This is a genomic window from Bradyrhizobium sp. AZCC 1678, assembly GCF_036924765.1.
Classification (GTDB): Bacteria; Pseudomonadota; Alphaproteobacteria; order Rhizobiales; family Xanthobacteraceae; genus Bradyrhizobium; species Bradyrhizobium algeriense.
This window is the reverse complement of record NZ_JAZHSE010000001.1, coordinates 90,275-114,819: the sequence shown is the minus strand read 5'-3', so window position 1 is coordinate 114,819 and position 24,545 is coordinate 90,275. Positions and strand designations below refer to the sequence as shown.

At 63.2% G+C, this 24,545-nt stretch carries 21 protein-coding genes and 2 pseudogenes; 8 read left to right on the top strand and 15 right to left on the bottom strand.

The window, feature by feature from the left end; translation table 11 throughout:
• Positions 1 to 52: 52 nt before the first annotated feature.
• From V1294_RS00595 to V1294_RS00575, 5 genes are all read right to left on the bottom strand, one after another.
• Entirely contained in the window at positions 53 to 379 is a 327-nt protein-coding gene (locus tag V1294_RS00595) for an HPr family phosphocarrier protein (RefSeq protein WP_108512340.1), read from the bottom strand.
• Entirely contained in the window at positions 376 to 777 is a 402-nt protein-coding gene (locus V1294_RS00590; protein WP_024339151.1) for a PTS sugar transporter subunit IIA, read from the bottom strand. The genes V1294_RS00595 and V1294_RS00590 overlap by 4 nt, the downstream gene beginning before the upstream one ends.
• Positions 778 to 909: 132 nt before the next feature.
• A complete protein-coding gene (locus V1294_RS00585) occupies positions 910 to 1,434 on the bottom strand; it encodes an HPr kinase/phosphorylase (RefSeq protein WP_334494493.1) in 525 nt (174 codons plus the stop codon).
• Complete coding sequence (locus V1294_RS00580) at positions 1,431 to 3,248, bottom strand: sensor histidine kinase (protein WP_334486490.1); 1,818 nt, start codon at positions 3,246 to 3,248, stop codon at positions 1,431 to 1,433. The genes V1294_RS00585 and V1294_RS00580 overlap by 4 nt, the downstream gene beginning before the upstream one ends.
• Positions 3,249 to 3,348: 100 nt before the next feature.
• Complete coding sequence (locus V1294_RS00575; protein WP_027541437.1) at positions 3,349 to 4,050, bottom strand: response regulator transcription factor; 702 nt, start codon at positions 4,048 to 4,050, stop codon at positions 3,349 to 3,351.
• Positions 4,051 to 4,266: 216 nt separating this feature from the next.
• Here V1294_RS00575 and V1294_RS00570 point away from each other — a divergent pair, with 216 nt between their 5' ends.
• A complete protein-coding gene (locus V1294_RS00570) occupies positions 4,267 to 5,001 on the top strand; it encodes a HugZ family pyridoxamine 5'-phosphate oxidase (protein ID WP_334494491.1) in 735 nt (244 codons plus the stop codon).
• Between the two features lie 202 nt (positions 5,002 to 5,203).
• A pseudogene (locus V1294_RS00565) lies at positions 5,204 to 5,414 on the top strand (transposase); the annotation flags it as partial.
• A gap of 101 nt (positions 5,415 to 5,515) precedes the next feature.
• Here the strand turns inward: V1294_RS00565 and V1294_RS00560 are convergent.
• Positions 5,516 to 6,397, bottom strand: coding sequence for a DUF3800 domain-containing protein (locus tag V1294_RS00560; RefSeq protein WP_334504434.1), 882 nt, complete (start codon positions 6,395 to 6,397; stop codon positions 5,516 to 5,518).
• A gap of 69 nt (positions 6,398 to 6,466) precedes the next feature.
• Here V1294_RS00560 and V1294_RS00555 point away from each other — a divergent pair.
• Both V1294_RS00555 and V1294_RS00550 read left to right on the top strand, forming a co-directional pair.
• Positions 6,467 to 7,366, top strand: a pseudogene (locus V1294_RS00555) (CHAT domain-containing protein); the annotation flags it as partial.
• 291 nt (positions 7,367 to 7,657) lie between these two features.
• A complete protein-coding gene (locus tag V1294_RS00550) occupies positions 7,658 to 9,274 on the top strand; it encodes a phosphoenolpyruvate carboxykinase (protein WP_334494489.1) in 1,617 nt (538 codons plus the stop codon).
• 70 nt (positions 9,275 to 9,344) lie between these two features.
• On the opposite strand, the gene rocF is transcribed toward V1294_RS00550, so the two are convergent.
• From rocF to V1294_RS00535, 3 genes are all read right to left on the bottom strand, one after another.
• Entirely contained in the window at positions 9,345 to 10,313 is a 969-nt protein-coding gene (gene rocF / locus V1294_RS00545; RefSeq protein WP_334494487.1) for an arginase, read from the bottom strand.
• Between the two features lie 146 nt (positions 10,314 to 10,459).
• Positions 10,460 to 11,278 carry an acyl-CoA thioesterase gene (locus V1294_RS00540; protein WP_334494485.1) on the bottom strand — a complete coding sequence of 273 codons (819 nt, stop codon included), beginning with the start codon at positions 11,276 to 11,278 and terminating at the stop codon, positions 10,460 to 10,462.
• 238 nt (positions 11,279 to 11,516) lie between these two features.
• The gene (locus V1294_RS00535) at positions 11,517 to 14,057 is read right to left on the bottom strand and encodes a glycogen/starch/alpha-glucan phosphorylase (protein WP_442895417.1); all 2,541 of its coding nucleotides are present in this window, start codon (positions 14,055 to 14,057) and stop codon (positions 11,517 to 11,519) included.
• A gap of 240 nt (positions 14,058 to 14,297) precedes the next feature.
• Here V1294_RS00535 and V1294_RS00530 point away from each other — a divergent pair, with 240 nt between their 5' ends.
• Positions 14,298 to 14,528, top strand: coding sequence for a hypothetical protein (locus V1294_RS00530; RefSeq protein ID WP_334486476.1), 231 nt, complete (start codon positions 14,298 to 14,300; stop codon positions 14,526 to 14,528).
• A 20-nt stretch (positions 14,529 to 14,548) separates the two neighbouring features.
• Here the strand turns inward: V1294_RS00530 and V1294_RS00525 are convergent, their stop codons facing one another.
• Positions 14,549 to 14,779: a hypothetical protein gene (locus V1294_RS00525; RefSeq protein WP_334486473.1), complete on the bottom strand. Its 231-nt coding sequence runs from the start codon at positions 14,777 to 14,779 to the stop codon at positions 14,549 to 14,551.
• A 169-nt stretch (positions 14,780 to 14,948) separates the two neighbouring features.
• On the opposite strand from V1294_RS00525, the gene V1294_RS00520 reads away from it, so the two are divergent.
• Entirely contained in the window at positions 14,949 to 15,380 is a 432-nt protein-coding gene (locus V1294_RS00520; RefSeq protein ID WP_334486471.1) for a hypothetical protein, read from the top strand.
• Between the two features lie 104 nt (positions 15,381 to 15,484).
• On the opposite strand, the gene V1294_RS00515 is transcribed toward V1294_RS00520, so the two are convergent.
• Together V1294_RS00515 and pyrE are read right to left on the bottom strand one after the other, a co-directional pair.
• Complete coding sequence (locus V1294_RS00515; protein WP_334494482.1) at positions 15,485 to 16,294, bottom strand: DUF2865 domain-containing protein; 810 nt, start codon at positions 16,292 to 16,294, stop codon at positions 15,485 to 15,487.
• A 169-nt stretch (positions 16,295 to 16,463) separates the two neighbouring features.
• Entirely contained in the window at positions 16,464 to 17,027 is a 564-nt protein-coding gene (pyrE, locus tag V1294_RS00510; RefSeq protein ID WP_214489055.1) for an orotate phosphoribosyltransferase, read from the bottom strand.
• Positions 17,028 to 17,252: 225 nt separating this feature from the next.
• Here pyrE and V1294_RS00505 point away from each other — a divergent pair, with 225 nt between their 5' ends.
• Positions 17,253 to 17,879, top strand: a complete 627-nt coding sequence (locus V1294_RS00505; RefSeq protein ID WP_108512326.1) for a glutathione S-transferase family protein — start codon at positions 17,253 to 17,255, stop codon at positions 17,877 to 17,879.
• Between the two features lie 49 nt (positions 17,880 to 17,928).
• Here the strand turns inward: V1294_RS00505 and V1294_RS00500 are convergent, their stop codons facing one another.
• The 3 genes from V1294_RS00500 to V1294_RS00490 all read right to left on the bottom strand — a co-directional run bounded on the left by V1294_RS00500 (position 17,929) and on the right by V1294_RS00490 (position 22,985).
• Positions 17,929 to 18,564 carry a LysE family translocator gene (locus tag V1294_RS00500; RefSeq protein WP_334494480.1) on the bottom strand — a complete coding sequence of 212 codons (636 nt, stop codon included), beginning with the start codon at positions 18,562 to 18,564 and terminating at the stop codon, positions 17,929 to 17,931.
• 100 nt (positions 18,565 to 18,664) lie between these two features.
• Positions 18,665 to 21,739: a DNA polymerase I gene (polA, locus tag V1294_RS00495; protein WP_334494479.1), complete on the bottom strand. Its 3,075-nt coding sequence runs from the start codon at positions 21,737 to 21,739 to the stop codon at positions 18,665 to 18,667.
• 196 nt (positions 21,740 to 21,935) lie between these two features.
• The gene (locus V1294_RS00490) at positions 21,936 to 22,985 is read right to left on the bottom strand and encodes an acyltransferase family protein (protein WP_334494478.1); all 1,050 of its coding nucleotides are present in this window, start codon (positions 22,983 to 22,985) and stop codon (positions 21,936 to 21,938) included.
• A 180-nt stretch (positions 22,986 to 23,165) separates the two neighbouring features.
• Between V1294_RS00490 and V1294_RS00485 the strand changes: the two genes are divergently transcribed.
• Positions 23,166 to 24,476 (top strand): UDP-glucose dehydrogenase family protein, encoded by a 1,311-nt coding sequence (locus tag V1294_RS00485; RefSeq protein ID WP_334494476.1) that lies wholly within the window; start codon positions 23,166 to 23,168, stop codon positions 24,474 to 24,476.
• Positions 24,477 to 24,545 lie beyond the last annotated feature (69 nt).

Below are 24,545 nucleotides of genomic sequence, written 5' to 3'. Positions count from 1 at the left end.
CTCACCCCAACCCTCTCCCCGCAAAGAGCTTGGCGAGGGAGCAGGCCAAGCATCACACACCTTCTTCGTTGAACTTGTCGGCGACCAGCGCGGCGATCGCATCGACCGCGGCCTGGGCTTCGGGGCCGATCGCGGAGACCGTCACGGAGGTTCCCGGTCCCGCCGCCAGCATCATCAGACCCATGATCGAGGTGCCGCCGACGGTCTCGCTGCCGCGCGTCACCCAGACCTCGGCGTTGAACTTTTCGACCATCTGCACGAACTTGGCCGAGGCCCGCGCGTGCAGGCCCCGCTTGTTGATGATTTGAAGTTCCCGCGAAATGGCGCCCGCAGGCACGGTCGGCCCGAGTTCCTTTTCGGGCGCGGCCTCGTCGCTCATTTGCCGGCGAGCACGCGGCTGGCGATGGTGACGTATTTGCGGCCGGCTTCCTGGGCCATGGCGATGGCATCGGGAAGCGAGCGCTCTTCGCGCACCTTGGCAAGCTTAACCAGCATGGGAAGATTGATGCCTGCGAGCACCTCCACCTTGGGACGGCTCATGCAGGATATTGCGAGGTTGGAAGGTGTGCCGCCGAACATGTCGGTGAGGATAGCGACACCATCGCCACTGTCGACGCGATTCACCGCTTCGATGATATCGCTTCGACACAAATCGGAGTCGTCCTCGGCTCCAATCGTGATGGCTTCAATTTGTTTTTGCGGACCCATGACATGTTCGAGCGCCGCCTTGAACTCGTCGGCAAGGCGCCCATGGGTCACAAGCACTAGACCAATCATCGGAAACTCCTCGCGGGTGCTTTTTGGTGCACCGCACGAACGCGCCACTTTGACCATCCAGAGGCCCCGCGCAAGAGGGCATCTTGGCTATTGTTCCAGTACTTGGCGGTAAACAGTGAGGCCTGTGCCGGTTTAATCGGTGGCGATATTGGGGCTTATATGGTTACCAATCCCCTTCGAACAATCATCCAAAGGTTGGACGGAACCTGAACTTGCGGTTGTCGTCAGGGCTGCTGCAATCATCGGGAGGGGGTCATAGCCGCTTCCAACGGGGATTCGCGGTAACAAAACACCGTTTAAGCGAATGGAGAGCGCTTCTGGCGGCGGCAGCCGCTCCGCATCGCCGGCCGCCAGATCGACCACAAGCCCAACGATGGCCTCAATGACGACGTCGCAGCGGCGGATTCCGAGGCCCCGAATCTCGATCAGGCCGGCCAGTTCCCGCGCCGGCCGGACCCACAATTGTCCGTCCACTGTGTCGAGATGGACACGGTCATCGCCGACCAAAACGGCCGGCGGAAGCTGCCCGGCGCGTCCGGCGAGAATCAGATCGAAGGCCAGCCGGGACTTGCCGGCGCCTGACGGGCCCCGGATCAGCACGGCGCGATCGCCCACCAGCACGGCGGAGGCGTGCACGCTCGCGCCCTGCGTCATCATGGCGCTGGCAGCCGAACCACGAAGCGCGCGCCGACCACCGTCGGCCTGCCGTCGGCATCAGCCGGGCCGTGGCGATTTTCCGCCCAGACCCGCCCGTTATGCGCTTCGATGATCTGCTTGGAGATCGACAGGCCGAGGCCCGAGTTCTGGCCAAAGCCCTGATGCGGCCGGTCGGTGTAGAAACGCTCGAAGATGCGCTCCAGCGCATCCTCGCCGATGCCCGGCCCGTCGTCATCGACGACGATTTCGATTTCCGAGCGCACGCGGCGGCAGGTGACGCGCACCTTGCCTCCGGGGTTGGAGAAGGATTGCGCGTTGGACAGCAGGTTGGAGATCACCTGCCCAAGCCGCGAATCGTGGCCCGGCACAGAGAACGCGTCGGTTGCGCCGCGGCCTTCGAAGCGCGCCTCGACTGCGACGTCATGACCCAGCCGGGTTTCGTTGGCGACCGAGGCCAGCGTCGTCAGCAGCCGTCGCACATTGACCGGCGCCATGTCTTGGCGCTGCAATTCGGCATCGAGGCGGCTGGCGTCGGAAATATCCGAGATCAGCCGGTCGAGCCGCTTGACGTCGTGCTCGATCACCTCGAGCAGGCGCGCGCGGCTGGTGTCGTTGCGCGCCAGCGGCAGCGTTTCCACCGCCGATCGCAGCGAGGTCAGCGGGTTCTTCAATTCATGGGCGACGTCGGCGGCGAACATCTCGATCGCCTCGATGCGGCTATACAGCGCATTCGTCATGTCGCGCAGCGCGCCCGAGAGATGGCCGATCTCGTCGCGGCGGCGGGTGAAATCGGGAATCTCGACGCGGGTCTGGATGCGCCGGCGGACGCGCTCGGCGCCGTCGGCCAGCCGCCGCACCGGACCCGCAATCGTGCTCGCCAGCAAGAGCGACAGCACGATCATGACGGCGGAGGCGACGCCGCCGACCTTGAGGATCGCCAGCCGCTCGGCGGTCACCATCTGGTCGATGTCGTCGCCCTGCGTCGAGAGCATCAAGGCGCCATGCACGGCGCGGAAACGCTGCACCGGGACCGCGACCGAGACGATCACCTCGCCGCGATCGTTGACCCGCACCATGCTGCTCTTGACGCCGTCGAGCGCCTGCACGATTTCCTGGTAACCCTTGCCGTTTTCCGGACCCAGCTCGCGATACAGCGGCAGGTCGCCGCGATTGAGCCAGGTGCGGATCGAGATCGTGGCGCGCTCGACAAAGCCCGGCTTCTCCGTCGAAGGCGGCGGCAGTTCGAAGCGCAGCACGTCCCCCTTGCCATAGAGGCTGCGGCTGTCGAGGATCATGCCGCCGTCGCCGCCATAGATGCGCGCGCGGGTCTTGGTCGGCGAGATCAGCCGCCGCAGCACCGGCGCGACGCGCTCCGGATTGATCGGAAAATCGAGCCCCGAGGATTCGTCCGGCGCGCCGTAGCTTTCGCCGGGCTTGAGGTCGAGCAGGCGGTCCGGATCGATAGTGATGGTGTTGGTTTCGACGGTCGCGGAGGCGGCAATCGCGCCGGCGATGATTTCGGCCTGTACCAGCAGGCTCTGCGCCCGCGCGTCGATCAGGCCGGCGCGGAACTGCGAGAGATAGAGAATGCTCGCCACCAGGGCGACGAGGCCCGCCAGATTGAGCGAAACGATCCGGCGCGTGAGGCTGGAGAAGGACAGCGCGAAGAAGAATTGCCCGGCCCGGCGCAACCAGCCGAGCGGCCGCCGCCAGCCCTTTTCGCCCGGGCTATCGTCGGCAACGCTGCGCTGCTCGAGGAGCTCGGAAGCATCCTCGTGGTTCAGGCTGGAATCGGGCTGCGTTCGATCTAGCAATGGTCGAGCTGCCGGTTGTGATGCGCCGCTTTCGTAATTCTACGCTTCTACGCCGAACGGGCGGATGTGTCAGTCGGCACTTCCGCCCGGAAAACGCAGATCAGGCTTCCTTGAAGCGATAGCCGACGCCGTACAGCGTCTCGATCATCTCGAAATCGTCGTCGACAACCTTGAACTTCTTGCGCAGCCGCTTGATGTGGCTGTCGATGGTGCGGTCGTCGACATAGACCTGATCGTCATAGGCCGCGTCCATCAGCGCGTTGCGGCTTTTCACCACGCCCGGCCGGGTCGCCAGCGCCTGCAGGATCAGGAATTCGGTCACCGTCAGCGTCACCGGCTCGTTTTTCCAGGTGCAGGTGTGACGCTCCGGATCCATCCGCAGCAGGCCGCGGTCCAGCGCGCGCGCATCCGGCTCCTTCGGCACGGCGGTCGGATCCTTGGGCTGGCCGCGGCGGAGCACGGCCTTGACGCGCTCGACCAGCAGGCGCTGCGAGAACGGCTTGCGGATGAAATCGTCGGCGCCCATCTTGAGGCCGAACAATTCGTCGATCTCTTCATCCTTGGAGGTCAGGAAGATCACCGGCAGGTCGGACTTCTGCCGCAGCCGGCGTAGCGTTTCCATGCCGTCCATGCGCGGCATCTTGATGTCGAGGATCGCGAGGTCCGGCGGCGAAGTGCGGAAGCCGTCGAGCGCCGAAGCACCATCCGTGTAGGTCATGATGCGATAGCCTTCGGCTTCGAGTGCGATCGACACGGAAGTGAGAATGTTGCGGTCATCATCGACCAGGGCGATTGTGGGCATGAGCCTGCTTTCGAATAAGAGAGTGGCTTAAACGGCGGGCAATCCAGCCAGACGCCGCATAAATGGGCTTTGTACACGGTCAACGAGCAATGCAAGCTGGGCTGAAGTGTGACCGAGTTCCGCAAAACGTTCCCGCGGAGACGCGCTGTCCCCCATATAGCACCCTGTCTGGTGGAGAAAACCCCCTTTTTGCAATAAGATGGCCGGAACGGAACCATGCAGCCCACCGCAGATTTTGATGCTTCTAAACTCGCCCGTTCGCTGCTGCGGCGCAGCCGGCAGGGCGCGCTCGCCACTCTTATGCCTGAAAGCGGCGATCCCTACTGCTCGTTGGTTAACGTTGCCAGCCATGCCGATGCCTCGCCGATCCTGCTGATTTCGCGGCTGGCGCTGCATACGAAGAACATCCTCGGCGACGGAAGGGTCTCGCTGATGCTGGACGAGCGCGCCGCCGGCGATCCCCTGGAGGGCGCGCGGATCATGCTGGCGGGCCGGGCCGAGGAGGCCAGTGGCGAGGCTGCGAAAATCGTGCGCCGGCGCTACCTCAACGCCCATCCATCCGCGGAAGCCTTTGTGGATTTCAAGGATTTCTCGTTCTTTCGGATCGCCCCGTCGGGCCTGCATCTGGTCGCCGGTTTTGGCCGCATCATCGACCTCAAGCCAGAACAGTTTCTGACCGGGATCGGCGATGCCGAAGAACTGCTGGAAGCCGAGCAGGGCGCGGTGGAGCATATGAACGAGGATCACCGCGAGGCGATGAACCTCTATGCGACCAGGCTGCTGGGGGCCGAATCCGCCGATTGGCGCTGCACCGGCTGCGACCCCGACGGCATGGACATGCAGGCTGGCAGCGCGACGCTGCGGCTGGATTTTCCGGAACGGGTCACCGGCGCCATGGCGTTGCGCAAGATGCTGGTGCGGCTGGCGGGCGAGGCGCGGGGCAAGGACTAACAAGGGTTAACGCTTGCCGTCCATCGATCGCGGATTTGAACGGGCGCAGACCTTTGCGCGACTAAGGCAAGCCCGCGCAAAGGTGACCAGCGAAAGCCCGCATGAAATCCCGCAATCGAAGGATATTTTCAGTGTGTCTCGCGCTGTTGTCGGGCACCTGCCTCTCCGCGCCGTCGTGCGCGCAAAGGGCGAGATGGCGGCGACGAGCGCCGTTGAAGGCGTGTTCTCTATCTTCAAACGCGGCATGACGGCATCTATCAGCACTGCGGCGAAAGCACCTGCACCGCTATCTAGCTGAATACGACTTCCGCGATAACAACCGCGTTGCGCTCGGTTGCGATGACGTGAACCGCACCGACCGCATGTTGACCAGCGTCGTCGGCAAGCGCCTCAAGTACCGAACACTTATTTGAGGGACCGAAGCGATATGGCAGAAAAACCAAAGCCCAAGGCAAAACCGAAGAGCAAGCCCGACAAAGATCGGTCCGCGCGGTTCATTGAGACCGCGCGGGAGCTATCCAGCGATGAGTCTGGCGAGAAATTTTCTGAAGCGATCGATCGCATTCTCCCGACCAAAGGGCCTCTCAACCGGAAAAGTGGGCATTCCTAGCTGACGCGCCTCATTGCGATACTTCTTCCATTCTTTCTTGTCAGACAAGGTAGATGCGCCCGGCACATTCGAGAACTGCTCGGCGGCGCGCCGGAGATACCACTCGGGAATATCCGACGCGCTATGCATTCCGTTCGCAGAGAGCATGGGAGGAACCGGGAATGCATCCGGGTCGCCACTCTCAAAATGCTTCCTGATATGCCACGCAAGCATGTCGGCCGCCTGCAGAGGCATAATCAACTTGTCGTCTCGGAATACAGGCTCGACGGAAAGAACCTTTTGAACAGCCCTTGGCTGCCGTGCCCTGATGGACTGGTAAAGGAGCTTAGCCGCGTCACCCAACCCTTCTTGGTGGTCGAAAATGAAGTCAATTGGGACCTGCATCAGGTCCTTCTGTTTTGACTGGTGGATTGCCAGAGGGATCATGATTGCTTCGAAGCCAAATGAATACGCACTTGCCATCCCGTAAGGCGCGACCGGCTTAACTATTTCTGCCACTAGCTTTTGGCTAACTGATGAGTGGATTGAAGCGGGTTCCCAGTGCCGGATAATACGAGCCAGGTCCTCAACCTTGTTGTCTCGGTCCACAGTGGACCATCCGCCGAACTGGCCCCGCAGACCAGCCGCTTCAACCATCTTGAAGTAATCTATGGAGGGGGAGCGCCGCAGTTCGGCGTACCATGCGTTTGAGAACCGCGACCATCTTTCGGCAGTGTTGATGTAGCCAGCCAAAACCAACCGCTGTTCGCCCTGATCGCTGCGCGAATCGTCAACATAGGCTTGCACCGAGACCAAAATCTTCTCCGCCGCGTGCAGCGGCTGGGTAGCCGCAAACTAGAGCGCGAATCGGGTCGCCACCTCGGAAACGCTGAATCGCGCCAGTCAGTGATAGACTTTTGTCGTGGGTACGCAAAGTATGCGGTATCGGTGTTGCCGTCGGCCGCGAGCCTGAAAGCGCTGCGGGTGTTTGCAGCGCGAAGTGAGCAAAGCACCAAGCCGATGACGGGCTTTGGCGATCCGATTTTCAATCCCGCTGGGAAGTCCACTGATGGCAACCGTCCCACCAGGGCCGCCGCGCGCAGCCTTGCGACCGGCGCCTACACGGATTTCTGGCAGGGCGCCGGCGTCGATCGCGCGCGGCTTTCGGACGCGCTCGCGCAATTGCCCGACACCGCCGACGAACTCAACGCGATAGCCAAAAACCTCGGCGTCGCGGCCGCCGATATTCACCTCGGCGAGGACGCCAGCGAAACCACGCTCAAGCGCACGCCGCTGGCCGATTACGGCATCGTCTATTTCGCCACCCATGGTCTTGTCGCCGGCGATGTGAAAGGGCTTGCCGAACCGTCGCTGGTGCTGAGCATTCCAAAACAGCCGTCGGAATTCGATGATGGCCTGCTCACCGCGAGCGAAGTCGCGCAGTTGAAGCTCAATGCCGATTGGGTGGTGCTGTCAGCCTGCAATACGATCGCCGGCGACAAGCCCGGCGCCGAAGCGCTCTCGGGGCTCGCGCGATCGTTCTTCTACGCCGGTGCGCGGGCGCTGCTGGTGTCGCATTGGGCGGTCAATTCGGAGGCCGCCACGCGGCTCTCGATTTCGACCTTCGACCGGCTGAAGGGCGATCCCAAGCTCGGCCGCGCCGAGGCGCTGCGGCAGGCCATGCTGGCCTATCTCAACGATGCGTCCTCGCCCCGCAACGCCTATCCGGCGTTCTGGGGGCCATTTGCGCTGATCGGAGAAGGGGCCGCGCGTTGAAATTTTCTAATTGTGCGACGCAGCAATTTTCAGTCAGGCGAGGCAGCGACGGATGGTCGCGCAACCACGACGGCAAACTCGCTAAAAGCGCTGCAGCAAACGATTGATGCAGATCAACCACTCGCGCCTGAATAAACCAAATCGCGTGGATCGGCTTGGCAAGCACAGCGTTCATCAGTATTAGGTCGCCGGACCGAGGCCGGAAGGCTATATTCAGGGGTCACCGCGACAGAGCGCGTCAAGCGACATGCGCGCGATTCGAGTAACGCGGGTTCGAGGAGGGATTTCTTCGTGCAAGAGACGGGTCTACGCAACGGTGCCTTCGGCGCCGACAAATTCGGCTTAAAAAATCTCAAGACGGTGCACTGGAATCTCGGTGCGCCGCAGCTCTATCAATATTCGCTCTCCGCGGGTGAAGCCGTACTGTCGGCGGATGGCGCATTGTGTGCGGACACTGGTGAGTTCACCGGCCGCAGCCCGAAGGACAAGTTCACGGTTCGCGATGCGACCACCGACAAGAACATGTGGTGGGCCGGCAACCAGTCGATATCCGCGGACCAGTTCTCCGCGCTCTATGCCGACTTCCTCAAGCATGCCGAAGGCATGACGCTGTTCGCGCAGGATCTCTATGGCGGCGCCGATCCGAGCTTCCAGATCAAGACGCGCGTTTTCACCGAACTTGCCTGGCACTCGCTGTTCATCCGCACGCTGCTGATCCGTCCCGAGGCTTCGGCGATCAGGGATTTCGTGCCCGAGCTCACCATCATCGACCTGCCGAGCTTCCGCGCCGATCCTAAACGCCATGGCGTGCGCTCGGAGAACGTCGTCGCGATCGATTTCGCCCGCAAGATCGTCCTGATCGGCGGGTCTTATTATGCCGGCGAGATGAAGAAGTCGGTCTTCACCACGCTGAACTATTATCTGCCCGCCAAGGGCGTGCTGCCGATGCACTGCTCGGCCAATGTCGGGCCCAAGGGCGACACCGCGATCTTCTTTGGCCTTTCCGGCACCGGCAAGACCACGCTGTCGGCCGATCCGAACCGCACGCTGATCGGCGACGACGAGCACGGTTGGGGCAATGACGGTGTCTTCAATTTCGAGGGCGGCTGCTACGCCAAGTGCATCAAGCTGTCGAAGGAAGCCGAGCCGCAGATCTTCGCCGCCAGCAGCCGCTTCGGCGCCGTGCTGGAAAACGTGGTGCTCGGCGAAGATACCCGCGTGCCTGACTTCGACGACGGTTCGAAGACCGAAAACACCCGCTCGGCCTATCCGCTCGAGTTCATCCCGAACGCTTCGCGCACCGGCCGCGCCGGCCAGCCGAAGAACGTCGTGATGCTGGCCGCCGACGCCTTCGGCGTGCTGCCGCCGATTGCAAAGCTCTCGCCGGCGCAGGCGATGTATCACTTCCTGTCCGGCTACACCGCCAAGGTCGCTGGCACCGAGCGCGGTCTTGGCAACGAGCCGCAGCCGGAATTCTCCACCTGCTTCGGTTCGCCGTTCCTGCCGCTCGATCCTTCCGTCTATGGCAACATGCTTCGCGAGCTGATCGCCAAGCACAATGTCGATTGCTGGCTGGTCAACACCGGCTGGACCGGCGGCAAATACGGCACCGGCAGCCGGATGCCGATCAAGGTCACGCGCGCACTGCTCACCGCGGCGCTCGACGGCAGCCTGCGCAACGTCGAATTCCGCACCGACAAGTACTTTGGCTTCGCGGTGCCGACGGCGCTGCCGGGCGTTCCGAGCGAGATCCTCAACCCCGTCAACACCTGGAAGGACAAGGCTGAGTTCGACAAGACCGCCCGTAGCCTGGTCGGCATGTTCCAGAAGAACTTTGCCAAGTTCGAAGCCCAGGTCGACGCCGAAGTCCGCGCCGCTGCGCCGGACCTCAAGCTCGCGGCGGAGTAACCGGCAAACGATAACGAACACATTTGAAAAGGGCGGCTCCATGAGCCGCCCTTTTGTTGTGGATACGCAGTCAGCCGTTACCCGGAAGCACCGCGTTGCTCGGCGTGCGGCGATCAGTGATCTGCAGTCCGAACAGGCTGCCGATCAGTTCGACGACGACACGCGCCGTGCGGCCGCGTTCGTCGAGGAACGGGTTGAGCTCGACGATATCGACCGAGCGCACCAGGTCGGAATCGTGCAGCAGCTCCATGATCAGATGCGCCTCGCGATAGGTCGCGCCGCCCGGCACCGTGGTGCCGACGCCGGGCGCGACCGCGGGATCGAGAAAGTCGACGTCGAAGCTTAGATGCAGCACGCCATTTTTGGCGCGTACGCGATCGATCACCTTGCGGATCAGCACGCCGACGCCGAACTCGTCGATGGCGCGCATGTCGGCGATCGCGATGCGGCGCTCGAACACCAGTTGCTTCTCCAGCGGATCGATCGAGCGGATGCCGAACAGGTCGAGCTGGTCGGGGCCGATCGAGGCGCGCGGATGGTTGCCGAGCAGATTGTCGAGGCCGCCCTCGCCGCACAGGAACGCGGCCGACATGCCATGCATGTTGCCGGTCTCCGTCGTCTGCGGTGTGTTGTAGTCCGCATGGGCATCGACCCAGAGCACGAACAGCGGCCGGCCCTGCTCCTGCCAGTGGCGTGCTACGCCGTTCACCGATCCCATCGACAACGAGTGATCGCCGCCCATGAAGATCGGAACGGCGCCGGAGCGCGCCAGCGAATAGGAACGCTCGCTGAGCTCGCGGATCCAGCCTTTGATGGTGTCGTAGTATTTGGCATTCGCCGGCGGCGGGCCCTCGTCGAGAGCAACGTCAGGTTTGGCCATGTTGCCGTGATCCTCGACGGCAAAGCCGAGCTGATTGAGGATGCGGCCAATGCCCGCGGTGCGCAGCGCGTCCGGTCCCATCAAGGTTCCGAGTTGCGAAGCCCCGATCTCGATGGGGACGCCGAGCAGGGCGATGCGGGCAACGTTGCCGTCGGACATGGAGCGCCTTTGATGAATCGCAGAAAAGGTAGGGTGGGCAAAGCGAAGCGTGCCCACCATTTCGGGGTAATTATCGGATACATGGTGGGCACGGCGCAAGGGTGCCTTTGCCCACCCTACAAGAGAGCCGGCACTTTAATGTTCCGCTAAGCCTTGAAATAGGCGATCTGCGTCGTCGTCGCGAGCAACCGCCCCGACGGCGACCACAATTCGCCGTTCTGGTCGCCATAGCTCCTGTGGAAGATCTTGGCATCCGCCACCGCCAACACCCGCGTGATATCCTCGGCCGCGAGGTCGTCCGACGCCGTATGAAAATACGTCGTGATCGATACGGTGCCGAACGGCATCAATTCCCGGCGCGCCAGAAATACCCGGCCGAAGAACGCATCCGACATCGACATCAGCGACAGCATGTCGATCTTTCGCGGCACGTGGTCGCCGATCCACTGCTTCGAGTACGCATCGAGCGGCGGCGACGCCGGCGAGCCATAGAAACTCGGCTCGCCCTCGACGAAGCGGAAATCATACTGGTGCGTCCACGTCATCGGCGTGTTCGGAAACGCGCGCGCCTGCTCGAACGGCGTAGCGCCGGGAAATTTTGCCTGCTGGTGCGACCATGACGGGCGGCGCTCGGCGAACACGGCGGTCGCCAGCGTCGCAACGTCGCCGCCGCCCTGCGTCATCTCCACGCACCAGTGCTGGCTCGAACGGTTGGCCTTGACCAGCCGCACGTCGAGGTCGAACGCGCCTTCGGCCACCGGCGCGCAGAAATTCACGGTCAGCGACAGCGGATCGCCCGCCCGCTGCGGATGGTCGATCAGCGCGCGCAGGATGGTGGCGGCCGTGCAGCCGCCGAACGGCCCGACAAAGGCCCAGTAGTCCGGACTGGTCCTGCCCTGCCAGCAGCTATCGCCGGCGGTGACGCGTGTGGCGTCGTCGAAAAGATGCGGGGCTTTTATCAGCATTGATACTCTTCGGTCTAGAAGGGCGCGACGTGGTCGCCGCAAATGCCGTCATTGCGAACCAACGGGTCGCGCGAATGCGCGCCCGATGACAGGCTCCGCCGAAGCAATCCATCGCGCCGCAAGCGGAGGAATGGATTGCTTCGTCGCTACGCTCCTCGCAATGACGGCGGATGGAGTATCGCGACTCTTTTGCCGAATTCAATGACGCCCGAGGTAATGGATTTCCGCCCGCCGGGATTTACCGCGTCACCCCGCGCTGGGCGCTTGGCTCCGGCACCGGCGCCGCGGCGCGCACCGGCACATGCCAGATATCCTCGGCATACTCCCGGATGGTGCGGTCGGAGGAGAACCATGGCATCCGCGCGACGTTGAGGATCGAGGCGCGGGTCCAGGCCGGCACCACCTGCCAGCGGGCGTCGATGCCGCGCTGGGCTGCGTAGTAGGAATCGAAATCGGCCGAGACCATGTAGTGGTCGAGATAACGCAGCGCGTGACCCATCGAGGCAAAGCGGGCGGGATCGTCGGGCGAGAACGCGCCGCTCTCGATGGCGGTAATCGCCCGCGCCAGCCGCGGCGAGCGGCTGATCACATCCGTTGCGTCCAGCCCCTGCTTGCGGCGGACCATGACGTCGCCGGCCTCCATGCCGAAGATCGCGATGTTCTCCGCACCGACATGGTCGCGGATTTCGATATTGGCGCCGTCAAGCGTGCCGATGGTGAGCGCGCCGTTCAGCGCCAGCTTCATGTTGCCGGTGCCGGAGGCTTCCATGCCGGCGGTCGAGATCTGCTCGGAGAGATCGGCGGCCGGAATGATCACCTCTGCAAGGCTGACATTGTAGTCGGCGAGGAAGACGACCTTGAGCCTTCCTGCGATGACGGGGTCGTTGTTGACGACTTCGGCAACATCGTTGATCAGCTTGATGATCAGCTTGGCATAGCGATAGCTCGCCGCCGCCTTGCCGGCGAAGATCTTGACCCGCGGCACCCAGTCGCGCTGCGGCTCGTCCCTGATCGCCTGATACAGCGCGACGGTCTCGACGACGTTAAGCAATTGCCGCTTGTATTCGTGGATGCGCTTGATCTGGATATCGAACAGCGCCGACGGATCGATCTTGATGCGGAGCCGCTCGTTGATCAGCCGCGCCAGCGCCAGCTTGTTGTGATGCTTGACCTCGCGAAAACGCTGCTGGAACGCGTTGTCGCTGGCGCGGGCCTCGAGGCGCTCGAACAGGGAGAAGTCGTCGAGCACGGCCTCGCCGCAGACCTCGCGCATCAGTCCGGTCAGCTTCGGGTTGGCGAGCATCAGCCAGCGGCGGAAGGTGATGCCGTTGGTCTTGTTGGTGATGCGGCCGGGATAGAGATGGTTGAGATCGTGGAACACGGTCTCCTTCATCAGGTCGGAATGCATCGCCGAGACGCCATTGATGCGGTGCGAGCCGACGAAAGCGAGTTGCCCCATCCGCACCCGCCGTCCGGACTTCTCGTCGATCAGCGACACCGAGGCACGGAAATCGATGTCGCCGGGGCAACGCTGTTCGGCCATCGCCAGATGCGCGACATTGATGCGGTAGATGATTTCGAGATGCCGCGGCAGCAGCCGCTCGAACAGTTCGACCGGCCAGGTCTCCAGCGCTTCCGGCAGCAGCGTGTGATTGGTGTAGGACAGCGTCGCCACCGTGAGCTTCCACGCTTCGTCCCAGCGGAAATTGTGCAGGTCCACCAGGATCCGCATCAGCTCGGTGACGGCGAGGCTGGGATGGGTGTCGTTGAGCTGCACCGCGACCTTGGAGGGGAGGTTGCGCAACTGCCCGTCGGACGCAAGGTGCCGCTTGATCAGGTCCTGCAGCGAGGCCGAGACGAAGAAATATTCCTGCCGCAGCCGCAGTTCGCGCCCCGCAGAGCTCTCGTCATTCGGATAGAGGAATTTGCAGATCGATTCCGCGCGCGCTTCCTCGGCGACGGCGCCGAGATAATCGCCGGTGTTGAAGACATCGAGCCGCAGCGGGTCGGGCGCGCGCGCCGACCACAGCCGCAGCGCATTGACGTGCTGGCCGCGCCAGCCGACGATCGGGGTGTCGTAGGCGACAGCCTGCACGGTTTCCGCCGGACGCCACGTCGCGCGGTCGCGGCCGCGGTCGTTGACGTGGTCGACAAAGCCGCCGAAATGGATGTGGTAGACCACCTCGGCCCGCTGGAATTCCCAGGGGTTGCCAAAACTCAGCCATTCGTCCGGGTATTCGTGCTGCCAGCCCTGCGCGATGATCTGGCGGAACAGGCCGAAATCGTAGCGTATGCCGTAGCCGATGGCGGGAATCGCCAGCGTCGCCATGCTCTCCATGAAGCACGCCGCGAGCCGCCCGAGGCCGCCATTGCCGAGCGCCGCGTCCGGCTCGCATTTGCGCAGGTCGTCAAGCCCGACGCCGAGATCGCCGAGCGCCGCCTCGAACACCGGCAGCAGGCCCATATTGTTCAGCGCGTCGGTGAACAGCCGCCCGATCAGGAATTCGAGCGAGAGGTAATAGACCCGCTTGCTGCCGGCGTCGTAGCTCTCCTTCTCGGCCGTCAGCCAGCGGTGCACGATGCGGTCGCGCAGCGCCAGCGCCGCGGCCTTGTACCAGTCGCGCCGTGTCGCCATGCCGGCGTCCTTGCCGATCGCAAGCCGGAGCTTGGCGAGGATTGCGCCCTTGATTTCGGCCAGCGACAGCTCGTCGATCGGCTGATCCAGCGCCGGATAACTGGTCGGATGGTTTCCTGGGATTTGTTCCTGCAATACGTCGATTCCTGCGATTGAGACTCAGAACGAAGATACGCGCCTTGCCCGGCAATCGAAACGCCGGAGTATGCCGGAGTGCGTTGTGCACTGCGCTGGTATGATTTTATGCAAGGACCGGGCCGATTTCGCGGCACCGGCGGCTGCCTTTGGTGATATAATCGAGTGCGGAAGCCGAGGGATCGCTGGGATAACCGGGTGCCAGTGCGCGCTTAAGGAAACGCGTGCCGCCAGAACGGGAGGCTTGCCATGAGATTGACGATCGAGATCGTCGCCGCTGCGTTGTTGGTCGTCTGCATCAGTGCGACCAGCGCCGCCTTTGCCGCCGGCAAGGCCGGCAAGAGCGCCGACGGCCTGAGCTGTTCCTTCAGCGTCGCGCAAGGCGCTTCGCCAGCGGCGCGCTGCGCGGCGATCAAGCGGCAGTGTGGCGGAAAATTCTACGCCAATTACTGCGGCGACAAGCTGCTCTCGGCGATGTGAAGGATTGAGCCCCGGACGGTTCATGCCGTGGCGCCGTGCCAGCCTTCGCCTTCCTCGGCAAGTCCGGGGTAGCGGAGATAGAGCTTTTGCAGCAGCTCGAAATGCAAGGCGGACGATATCTCGTCGAGAGGCTTGGCAAGCAGGGCCCGATCGTCGCTGTCGAGGGCGGACACGATCGCATTCGTGCGGTCGATCGCGTCGGCCGCTTCCAGTAACAAGGTCCGGATCTCGGTAGCCTGCGTCGCGTCCATCGTCCTCGGTTCTTTGCGGCAAATCACCGAAAGACAATCTCTGATAGGGGATATTTTGCTGCTCTACCAGAACAAATTAAGAACACTTTAGCAAGTGTTTGATATATCATTGTGATTCGGTGCGCCGCCGGCACAACATCTATGGTCTATCCGAGTTTGTGAGGACTACATGTCCACCATCGCCTACGATCAGTTCGCTCTCACCCGTATCGCCGATTTCGCGCGCTCGCTGTCGCGCCTGCATCAGGCCTCGCGCCGCCGGCTCGTCGACGACGACGCGATCGACCGCGAGTTCAACGCGGTCTGCATGTCGGTGTGGGGCTACACCACGGACGATTTCAGCGACGAGCTGTTTTCGGTCGAGGACCACGCCTTTCTCGACGCGCTGGATGAAACGCAGGCACGAATCTTTGCCGCCGAACAAGGCTACGACCTCGTCGACGATCAGGGCATGCTGACGGACTGGTGGGGCTATTGCTGGATGATCCTGGCCGAGAAGCGCGGCCTGCTGACGCCGGAAAACCGCGCCGCGGCGCGTGCGGCGATCGAGGAAAAATATCTGTCCGCGCCGAACGTGATTGGGGTCATCGTCGGGCGGTAATGCTGGCGTCAGCTACGTGAATGCTGCGAGCGGGGCCCATGCTACTTTGCATGGGGTTGTTTTCGCAATTTTGTGTTTGGGCTCCGCGGTGACTGCGGGCGGCCTTATCGCACTTCCGCTCGCTTCGCCGCTTTCGGTACAGCCGGCTTCGGAATCGAGGCGGTCGGCAGGTCGTCGTCGCGTCGTGCTTCGGGCAGCGGCGCGTTGCCGGCGACCATCTCGGCGCTGACAGGCGCGACCTTCATTTCGCCGAGCCGGGCGCGGACATCTGCCGTGAGGCCGGGATAGGAGGCGACGGGGGTGAATTCCGCCGTCTGGTCGGCCCCCAGGCGGACGCCGGTATAGGCCACCAGGCCGTCGGTGGTGGCGACGACATCGCCGGAGCGCAGCGAGGTATCGAGCGTGAGATCGACCGGCGCCAGCCCGGACGGGCTTCGGCCGTTGCAGGTGCAATCGGCGCGCAGCGCCTTGCGATAGGCAAAGGCGTTTTCGCTGTCGGCATAGCGCTCGCCATTGCTTGCGGTCGCGCTGTCGATATGGCTGCCGTAAAACACCTTGGTGACGCTCGCCGGGCAGAAGGCCTGGCAGGTCTGAACCGGTGTGGCGTTGCCGCGCATGGTCAGCGGAAAATACTTGCCGTCGCAGCTTCGCACGCAGAAGGCAGGCCCAGACCCCGCAACGCGCGGCGCCGGCGCGGAATGGGCCGGTTGATTGGTGCCGAACGGATCGGCGAAGAAGTTCGCCTGCGCGGGGGCTTGCCGCGCCTGCGGCTTTTGGGCGCCGCCGAACAGGAAATCGAACAGACCTTCGGCGGAGACGCTGCCGGGTGCCAGCGCAAGCGAGCCCGCAAGGGTGGCGGCCGTCGCAAATGTCGCGCGGCGCCGCACGCGCGAAAAAGCCAACTCTGTACGCAACGCCAACTCCACCCCGCCAACGCGCTGAAGCGCCATAGACTTCAGTTCGGGGTAACCTTAACGGGGGATGGTAAACGAGCTTTTACCGGGGGCGGGAAGGCGGAAAAGAAATGCGGGCTTCTTCTTGTCTCGCCCCGCAAAAGAGCGGGCGAGGGAGTAGAAGTCGCAATCACCCCTTCAAAAATTCACCGGCCTTGTAGAGTGAACGAAACTCCAAGCCGGCTTCCGCGAACGTTTCGGTCGCGCCTTCCTCGCGGTCGACCATGGTCAACACCAGCACGATCTCGCCGCCGGCGTCGCGCACGGCTTCCACCGCCTTCAGCGCCGAGCCGCCGGTCGTGGTGACGTCCTCGACGATGACGATGCGCTTGCCCTGCAAGGTCTCGCCCTTGGCAAGCCCCTCCACCGCGAGGCGGGCGCCATGTTCCTTCGGCTTCTTGCGCACGAAGAAGGCGGCGATCGGGTGACCCTTGAGCCAGGACAGCTGCGCGATCGCGCCCGCCAGTGGGACTGCGCCCATCTCCAGCCCGCCGACGAAATCGAGGTTGTCGTCCTTCAGCGCCTCATAGGTCAGTTCCGCCAGCAGCGCCGCGCCTTCGGGGTCGAGCATGGTCGGCTTGAGGTTGAAGTAGAAGTCGCTCTTGCGGCCCGAGGCCAGCGTGATCTCGCCGCGCCCGAACGAACGCTTGCGGATGATCTCGGCGAGGCGGGCGCGGGAGGCGGATTTGGACAAGGCGGTTTCCCCGGGGTTTCAGGCCGGGCGCAATCTATCGGCGCTGCCAGGCACATTCCAGCGCTGATCTCGTGCCGTCAACAGGGCACGGTGTCCCGCGGCGGCCCGATGAACGCAGGGACGGCATTCGGAAAGGACCGTTGTAAGGCCCTTTGGTTCCGCGCTACGGGAGGGCCAAAGCTTCTACCAAAGCTTCTACCAAGCTTCTCTTGGGGGAAACCGTAAATGACGATCGAACTGCACACCTGGAACACGCCGAACGGTCGCAAGATCTCGGTCGCGCTGGAGGAAATGGGGCTGCCCTACAAGGTGATCCCGGTGAACATCACCAAGGGCGAGCAGAATGCACCCGCCTTTCTCAAGCTCAGCCCGAACAACAAGATCCCTGCGATCGTCGATCCCGACGGCCCCGGCGGCGAGCCGGTCAGCATCTTCGAATCCGGCGCGATCCTGCTCTATCTCGGCGAGAAGACCGGCAAGTTCCTGCCCAAGCCGCTTGCCGAGCGTATTCCGGTTTATGAATGGCTGATGTGGCAGATGGGCGGTTTTGGGCCGATGCCGGGCCAGGTGCATCACTTCATCGCGCTGGAAAATGAAACTGACCGCGCCTATGGCCTGAAGCGCTTCATGGCCGAGACGCGCCGGCTCTATGGCGTGCTGGACCGTCGGCTGGAGGGGCGCGAATTCGTCGCCGACGCCTTATCGGTTGCGGACTTTGCCATCCTCGGCTGGGCCTGGCGCCACCCGCGCCACAAGGTGGAGCTGAAGGATTTTCCGAACGTCGAGCGCTGGTACAACGCCCTGATGGCCCGCCCGGCGACCAAGCGCGGCATGGAAGCCAAGCTGGATTAGCGGACGCGCTTTGCTTTTCCTTCTCCCCTTGTGGGAGAAGGAAGGAAGATCACGCCCGCTTCGCTTCAAACGCCATCTTCACGGCAAGCCCCGCCAGCACGGTGCCCATCAGCCAGCGCTGCACCAGAAGCCAGCTCGGCCGCGTGCCGAGAAAGCGCGCGATCGATCCCGCGGCGAGTGCGATCATGGCGTTAACACTGACGCTGATGACGATCTGGATCGCGCCCAGCGCCAGCGACTGCGTCAGCACGCCGCCGACAGTGGGATCGATGAACTGCGGCAGCAGCGCCAGATACAGCATCGCGATCTTCGGATTGAGCAGGTTGGTGACGAACCCCATCGCGAACAATTTGCGCGGGCCGTCGACCGCGAGCTTCTTCACCTGAAACGGCGAACGCCCGTTGGGTTTCAGCGCCTGCCACGCCAGCCACAGCAGATAGGCGGCGCCGGCGAAGCGGAGCGCGTCATAGGCGTAAGGCACCGCAAACAACAACGCGGTAATGCCGAACGCCGCGCACAGCATGTAGAACACGAAGCCGAGGGCTACGCCGCCGAGCGACACAATCCCCGCTGCCGGCCCTTGCGTGATCGAGCGCGAGATCAGGTAGATCATGTTTGGCCCCGGCGTCAGCACCATGCCGAGCGAGACCAGCGCGAAACCGAGCAGCGTTGCAATGTGAGGCATGGGGGACTCGCGGGCGGAATGCGCAAGTTTCTAGCGCGCGTCGGACCGCGATGTCATTTCGTATATTGCTCCGAGGACATTTCTGTCGATGACAGCGTGGCTAATGCGCCTCGTCCCAATTATTCGCGGCGCGCGCGTCCACCTGCAGCGGCAGCGAGAGCAGCACCGCGGGGAAAGGCGCGTCCTGCATGACGTGCTGCACGACCGGAAGCGTCGCCGCGACCTCGTTGTCGGGCACCTCGAAGATCAGTTCGTCATGCACCTGCAAGAGCATCTGCGCGGAAAGTTTCTTCGCCGCCAGCGCGTCTTCCATCCGGATCATGGCGCGGCGGATGATGTCGGCGGCGGTGCCTTGCAGTCGCGCATTGATCGACGCGCGTTCGTTGAAAGCGCGAACCGACGCGTTGGAGGCCTTGATGTCGGGGTAGTACATCTTGCGGCCGAACAGCGTGGTGACATAACCGTTCGTGCGGCATGATTCCTTGGTCTCATCCATATAGGCGCGGATGCCCGGAAAGCGCTCGAAATACTTCTTGATGTAGGCGGAGGCTTCCTCGCGGGCGATGCCGAGCTGGTTCGCCAGACCAAATGCCGAGATGCCGTAGATGATGCCGAAATTGATTGCCTTCGCCCGGCGGCGCACCTCGCCCGGCATGTCCTTGATCGGCACGCCGAACATTTCGGACGCCGTCATGGCGTGAATGTCGAGCCCGTCGCGGAACGCCTGCTTCAGCACGGGGATGTCGGCGATCTCGGCCAATAGCCGCAATTCGATCTGCGAATAGTCCGCCGACACCAGCTTGTGGCCGGGCGTCGCGATAAAGGCGCGGCGGATCTTGCGGCCGTCCTCGGTGCGAACAGGAATGTTCTGCAGGTTCGGCTCGTTCGACGACAGCCGCCCCGTGGTGGTCGCTGCCAGCGCATACGTCGTGTGCACGCGATGGGTCTGTGGATGCACATATTCCGGCAGCGCGTCGGTGTAGGTCGATTTCAGCTTCGACACCTGCCGCCATTCCAAAATCTTCCTCGGAAACTCATGACCCTGTTCGGCGAGTTCGTCGAGGATCTGCGCCGAGGTCGACCATGCGCCGGTCTTGGTCTTGGTGCCGCCGGTTATTCCCATCTTGCCGAAGATGATGTCGCCGATCTGTTTGGGGCTGCCGACATTGATCGGCTCGCCCGCAATCTCCTGCAGCTCGGCCTCGACGCGGGCCGCGGTCTGGGCAAACTCGCCCGACAGCCGCGACAGCACCTGGCGGTCGATCGAGATGCCGCGCCGTTCCATTCGCGCCAGCACGCTGACCAGCGGCCGTTCGAGCGTCTCGTAGACCGTCGTCATGTGTTCGGCGGCGAGCCGCGGCTTCAGCACGCGATGCAGGCGCAGGATCACGTCGGCGCTTTCGGCCGAATAGGAGGCTGCCTTGTCGATTGGGACCTGATCGAAGGTGAGCTTGTTCTTGCCGCTGCCGGTGAGCTCGCCATAGTTGACCACAGCGTGTCCGAACCAGCGTTCGGCCAACGACTCCAGCGCATGCGAATTGCGCCCGGCATCGAGCGCATACGACATCAATTGCGCGTCGTCGATATTGCGTAACGTGACGCCATGCTGAGCCAGCATCACGGCGTTGAACTTGATGTCGAAGCCGATCTTGAGAATGCCTGCCGATTCCAGCAGCGGCTTCAGCGCCGCCAGCGCCTCAGTGGCCTTGATCTGGTCGGGCGCGAGGCCAGCGTCGAACAAGCCCGCGCCGCCGCCCGACTGCTTGTGGGTGAGGGGCACATAGCAGGCGTCGTTCGGCGCCAGCGCCAGCGCGATACCACAGATGTCGGCCTGCATTGGATTGTCGGAGCTCGCCTTGGCGTTGATCGCGAAAGTGCCCGTATCGTAGGCGCGCGCGATCCACGCTTTGAGTTCATCCAGGTTGCGGATGGTCTGATACTTGCTGCGGTCGACCGGCAGTTTGCGCGCGGCTTCGGCGCGGGCCGCGGCGAGTGAGATCGGCGCTCCCTTGAGGCTCGCGGCCTTATCCTGTTTGTCGGCGCCCTTGTCCGGCGCGGTCCCTCCCTTGCCCGAGGGCGCAGCGGGAGAGGAGCCGGGAGCATCGAACAGCGTCGCTCCCTCGGAATAGCCCTCCGGCTTCTTGCCTGATGGCGGCACTGCGAAAACGCTCGCGCCGCTCTTGTTACCCGCATCGGCCTCCACGTCGGCCGGGTCGATCTGCGAATATTCGGCGACGCGGCGGGTGAGGGTGGAGAACTCCATCGCCTTGAGGAAGGCGATCAGCTTGCGAGCATCCGGCTCGTGCACGGCGAGGTCGTCGAGCGGCACTTCGAGATCGACCTTGTCGTCGAGCAGTACCAGCTGCCGCGAAATCCGCGCCTTCTCGGCGTTCTCGATCAGCGCCTCGCGCCGCTTCGGCTGCTTGATCTCGCCGGCGCGGAACAGCAGTTGTTCCAGATCGCCATACTCGATGATCAATTGCGCCGCGGTCTTGACGCCGATGCCGGGCACGCCGGGCACGTTGTCGGTGGAATCGCCGGCCAGTGCCTGCACCTCGACCACCTTCTCCGGCGGCACGCCGAATTTCTCAATCACTTCGGGAATGCCGATCCGGCGATCCTTCATGGTGTCGTACATGGTGACGCAATCGGTCACGAGCTGCATCAGGTCCTTGTCCGAGGACACGATTGTGGCGGAAGCCCCGCGCTCGCAGGCGATGCGGACATAGGTCGCGATCAGATCGTCGGCCTCGAAGCCGACCTGTTCCAGACAGGGCAGGTCGAACGCGCGCACCGCCTCGCGGATCAGCGCAAATTGCGGGATCAGGTCATCCGGCGCCGCTGCCCGGTGCGCCTTGTAATCGGGATAGAGCTTGTTGCGGAACGTGATCTCGGATTTGTCGAACACGACCGCCAGATGCGTCGGCCGGTTATCCTCCGGCATTTCGCGGAGCAGCTTCCACAGCATGTTGCAGAAGCCGAGCACGGCATTGACCTGCAGCCCGTCGGATCTGCGGTTTAGGGGCGGCAGCGCGTGATAGGCGCGGAAAATGTAGCCGGAACCGTCGACCAGAAAGACATGGTCGCCCTTGCCAGGCTGTTTGGCTGGCGCCTTGGCAGGGGTTTTGGCGGCGGGAGCGGGTTTCGCGGCGGCTTTGGGGGCTGATTTCGGCATGGCCGAAATTTAGGGATTTTTGCGCGGATTGACAGCCTTGAGAGGTGGATTTTGGTCGCTACCGCACAGCCAAATTGCCGTCGTCCCGGGCAAAAAGCCGTAGCCCGGATGGAGCGCAGCGAAATCCGGGATTCGCGCCGGTTGCGGGATTTCCCCGGATTGCGCTGCGCTCCATCCGGGCTACGGGACCGACGACTTACTCCGCCGGCTGCAACGCCGGAGCGGCCTTTTTTGGCGCGATCCAAAAGGCTTCGGGGCGCTCGAACAGGAAGTCGGCGCGCAGCGCCAGCGCCAGCCGCCAGATCACCACTGCGCCTGCAACGCCGGCAACGGTGACGATCAGTGAGATCACCCCGATATCGGCGATCAGGCCGGTCTTCAGCAGCAGCGTTCGGGTCACCGCCATCGGCAGGAAGAACGCGAGATAGATGACGATGGAGTGTTCGCCGCAATAGCGCAGGAAGTTCAGCCACTGCATCCGCGCCAGCAGCGCGCCCATCACGATGATGGCGCCAGCGCCGGCGAACCCGAGCGCCAGCGAGATCAGCGGCCAATGGCTGAAGTCCGCGATCACGAGGCCGCTATTGACGAGCGTCCATAGCACCAGTCCGGCCAGCGCCAGCGCCGGCTTCTCTCGCGAACGATCCGCCAGCGCGAACACGAAGGAAGCAAACAGATAGCCGGAATAGAAATAGACGAAGCGTCCGCAAAATTCGTCGATCACCGTCCAGCCGGTCACGACATGCGCCGTCTCGAGCGCCGCGGCGACGAGCCAGATCGCGATGGCGGGGATGCCGCGTGACAGTTTTGTGACGACGAAGAATACCGGCAACAAATAAATGAACCACAGCGTGCCGAACGGCTCGACGAAGGATTCCAGATACAGCAACCCGACATGGCGCCAGCCTTGTTCGGCGGCGAACCCTGGCGCCTTGAAGCCAAACTGGATCGTCATCCACAGCACGTAGAAATAGGCGAAGTGCAGGACTTTGCGGTCGAGATAGGTGCGCCAGTCGCGATCGATCACGACGGCGAGAAAAAGGCCCGAAATCAGGAAGAAGTCCGGCATCCGGAACGGCTGCGCGAACATGACGAACGCATGCATGAAACCGGTGTCGCCGGCCGCCTTTTCCACGCCGAGCACCGAATGCATCATCACCACCATGACGATGCAGATGCCCTTGGCGTAGTCCACCCAGTCGATGCGGGTGGAACGGTCGGTGGCGGATGTGCCGTTTAAAGTCATCGGTGTCCCTTTTCGGCGCGAGGCGGGCGCATCTTCGGCCCGATCCGTTGCTTTCTCCTTTATCCATACAAGTGACATGCCGGCTTTCTGCGCTTTTTCCGGTTTCCCCTTTGCTGAAAAATGCTCTAAGACGCCCGCGAATTCGGGATTGGCGTTAACCATCAAATACGGACTGTTTTCATGCGAATCGCCATGATTGGCACGGGTTATGTGGGGCTGGTATCCGGCGCCTGTTTTGCCGATTTCGGCCACCAGGTCACCTGCGTGGACAAGGATGTCGGCAAGATCGAAGCCCTGCGCAGGGGTGAAATCCCGATCTTCGAGCCCGGGCTCGATGCCCTGGTGGCGTCCAACGTCAAGGCCAAGCGGCTGGATTTCACCACCGATCTGACGGCGCCAGTCGCGGAAGCCGACGCCGTGTTTATCGCGGTCGGCACGCCGTCGCGGCGCGGCGACGGCCACGCCGACCTGACCTACGTCTACAGCGCCGCGCGCGAGATCGCGGCTGCGCTGTCCGGCTTCACGGTGGTAGTGACAAAATCGACCGTGCCGGTCGGCACCGGCGACGAGGTCGAACGACTGATCCGCGAAGCCAATCCGTCGGCCGAGGTCGTGGTCGCGTCCAATCCGGAATTCCTGCGCGAGGGCGCCGCGATCCGCGACTTCAAATTCCCCGATCGCATCGTGGTCGGCACTGATGATGAACGCGGGCGCAAGGTGCTCGGTGACGTCTACCGGCCGCTGTCGCTCAACCAGGCGCCGCTGATGTTCACCGCGCGGCGCACCGCGGAGTTGATCAAATACGCGGCCAACGCGTTCCTCGCCACCAAGATCACCTTCATCAACGAAATCGCCGACCTGTCGGAGAAGGTCGGCGCCGACGTCCAGCAGGTCGCGCGCGGCATCGGGCTCGACAACCGCATCGGCGCGAAATTCCTGCACGCCGGCCCGGGCTTCGGCGGCTCGTGTTTTCCGAAGGATACCCGCGCGCTGGTCAAGATCGCGCAGGACCATGATGTGCAGTTGCGAATCGTCGAGGCCGTGCTCGGCGTCAACGACATCAGAAAGCGGGCGATGGCGCGCAAGGTTTCCAATGCCGCTGGCGGCAACCTGCGTGGCAAGACGGTCGCCGTGCTCGGTCTCACCTTCAAGCCCGACACCGACGACATGCGGGAGGCACCGTCGATCCCGCTGGTCACCGGCCTGCTCGACATGGGCGCGAAAGTGCGCGCGCACGATCCGGTCGGCATGGAGCAGGCGAAGAAGGAACTGCCCGAGATCGAATATTGCGCCGACCCTTACGAATGCGCGCGCGGCGCTGATGCGCTGGTAATCGTCACCGAGTGGGTCCAGTTCCGGGCGCTCGATCTGGCCCGCCTCAAGGCCGAAATGGCGCAGCCAGTCGTGGTGGATTTGCGCAACATCTACCGTCCCGAGGACATGGCCGCCCACGGGTTTACCTATGAGAGCGTCGGGCGCGTGACGACTTGATCTTCCTTCCCTTCTCCCCTTGTGGGAGAAGGTGGCTTCGCGAAGCGAAGACGGATGAGGGGTCTCTAT

Bases quoted from the DNA above. Each gene is read 5' to 3' on its own strand.
- V1294_RS00595 (WP_108512340.1), bottom strand. From the start codon at position 379: ATGAGCGACGAGGCCGCGCCCGAAAAGGAACTCGGGCCGACCGTGCCT.
- V1294_RS00590 (WP_024339151.1), bottom strand. From the start codon at position 777: ATGATTGGTCTAGTGCTTGTGACCCATGGGCGCCTTGCCGACGAGTTC.
- V1294_RS00585 (WP_334494493.1), bottom strand. From the start codon at position 1,434: ATGATGACGCAGGGCGCGAGCGTGCACGCCTCCGCCGTGCTGGTGGGC.
- V1294_RS00575 (WP_027541437.1), bottom strand. From the start codon at position 4,050: ATGCCCACAATCGCCCTGGTCGATGATGACCGCAACATTCTCACTTCC.
- V1294_RS00570 (WP_334494491.1), top strand. From the start codon at position 4,267: ATGCAGCCCACCGCAGATTTTGATGCTTCTAAACTCGCCCGTTCGCTG.
- rocF (WP_334494487.1), bottom strand. From the start codon at position 10,313: ATGTCCGACGGCAACGTTGCCCGCATCGCCCTGCTCGGCGTCCCCATC.
- V1294_RS00540 (WP_334494485.1), bottom strand. From the start codon at position 11,278: ATGCTGATAAAAGCCCCGCATCTTTTCGACGACGCCACACGCGTCACC.
- V1294_RS00530 (WP_334486476.1), top strand. From the start codon at position 14,298: ATGAGATTGACGATCGAGATCGTCGCCGCTGCGTTGTTGGTCGTCTGC.
- V1294_RS00525 (WP_334486473.1), bottom strand. From the start codon at position 14,779: ATGGACGCGACGCAGGCTACCGAGATCCGGACCTTGTTACTGGAAGCG.
- V1294_RS00520 (WP_334486471.1), top strand. From the start codon at position 14,949: ATGTCCACCATCGCCTACGATCAGTTCGCTCTCACCCGTATCGCCGAT.
- V1294_RS00505 (WP_108512326.1), top strand. From the start codon at position 17,253: ATGACGATCGAACTGCACACCTGGAACACGCCGAACGGTCGCAAGATC.
- V1294_RS00500 (WP_334494480.1), bottom strand. From the start codon at position 18,564: ATGCCTCACATTGCAACGCTGCTCGGTTTCGCGCTGGTCTCGCTCGGC.
- polA (WP_334494479.1), bottom strand. From the start codon at position 21,739: ATGCCGAAATCAGCCCCCAAAGCCGCCGCGAAACCCGCTCCCGCCGCC.
- V1294_RS00490 (WP_334494478.1), bottom strand. From the start codon at position 22,985: ATGACTTTAAACGGCACATCCGCCACCGACCGTTCCACCCGCATCGAC.
- V1294_RS00485 (WP_334494476.1), top strand. From the start codon at position 23,166: ATGCGAATCGCCATGATTGGCACGGGTTATGTGGGGCTGGTATCCGGC.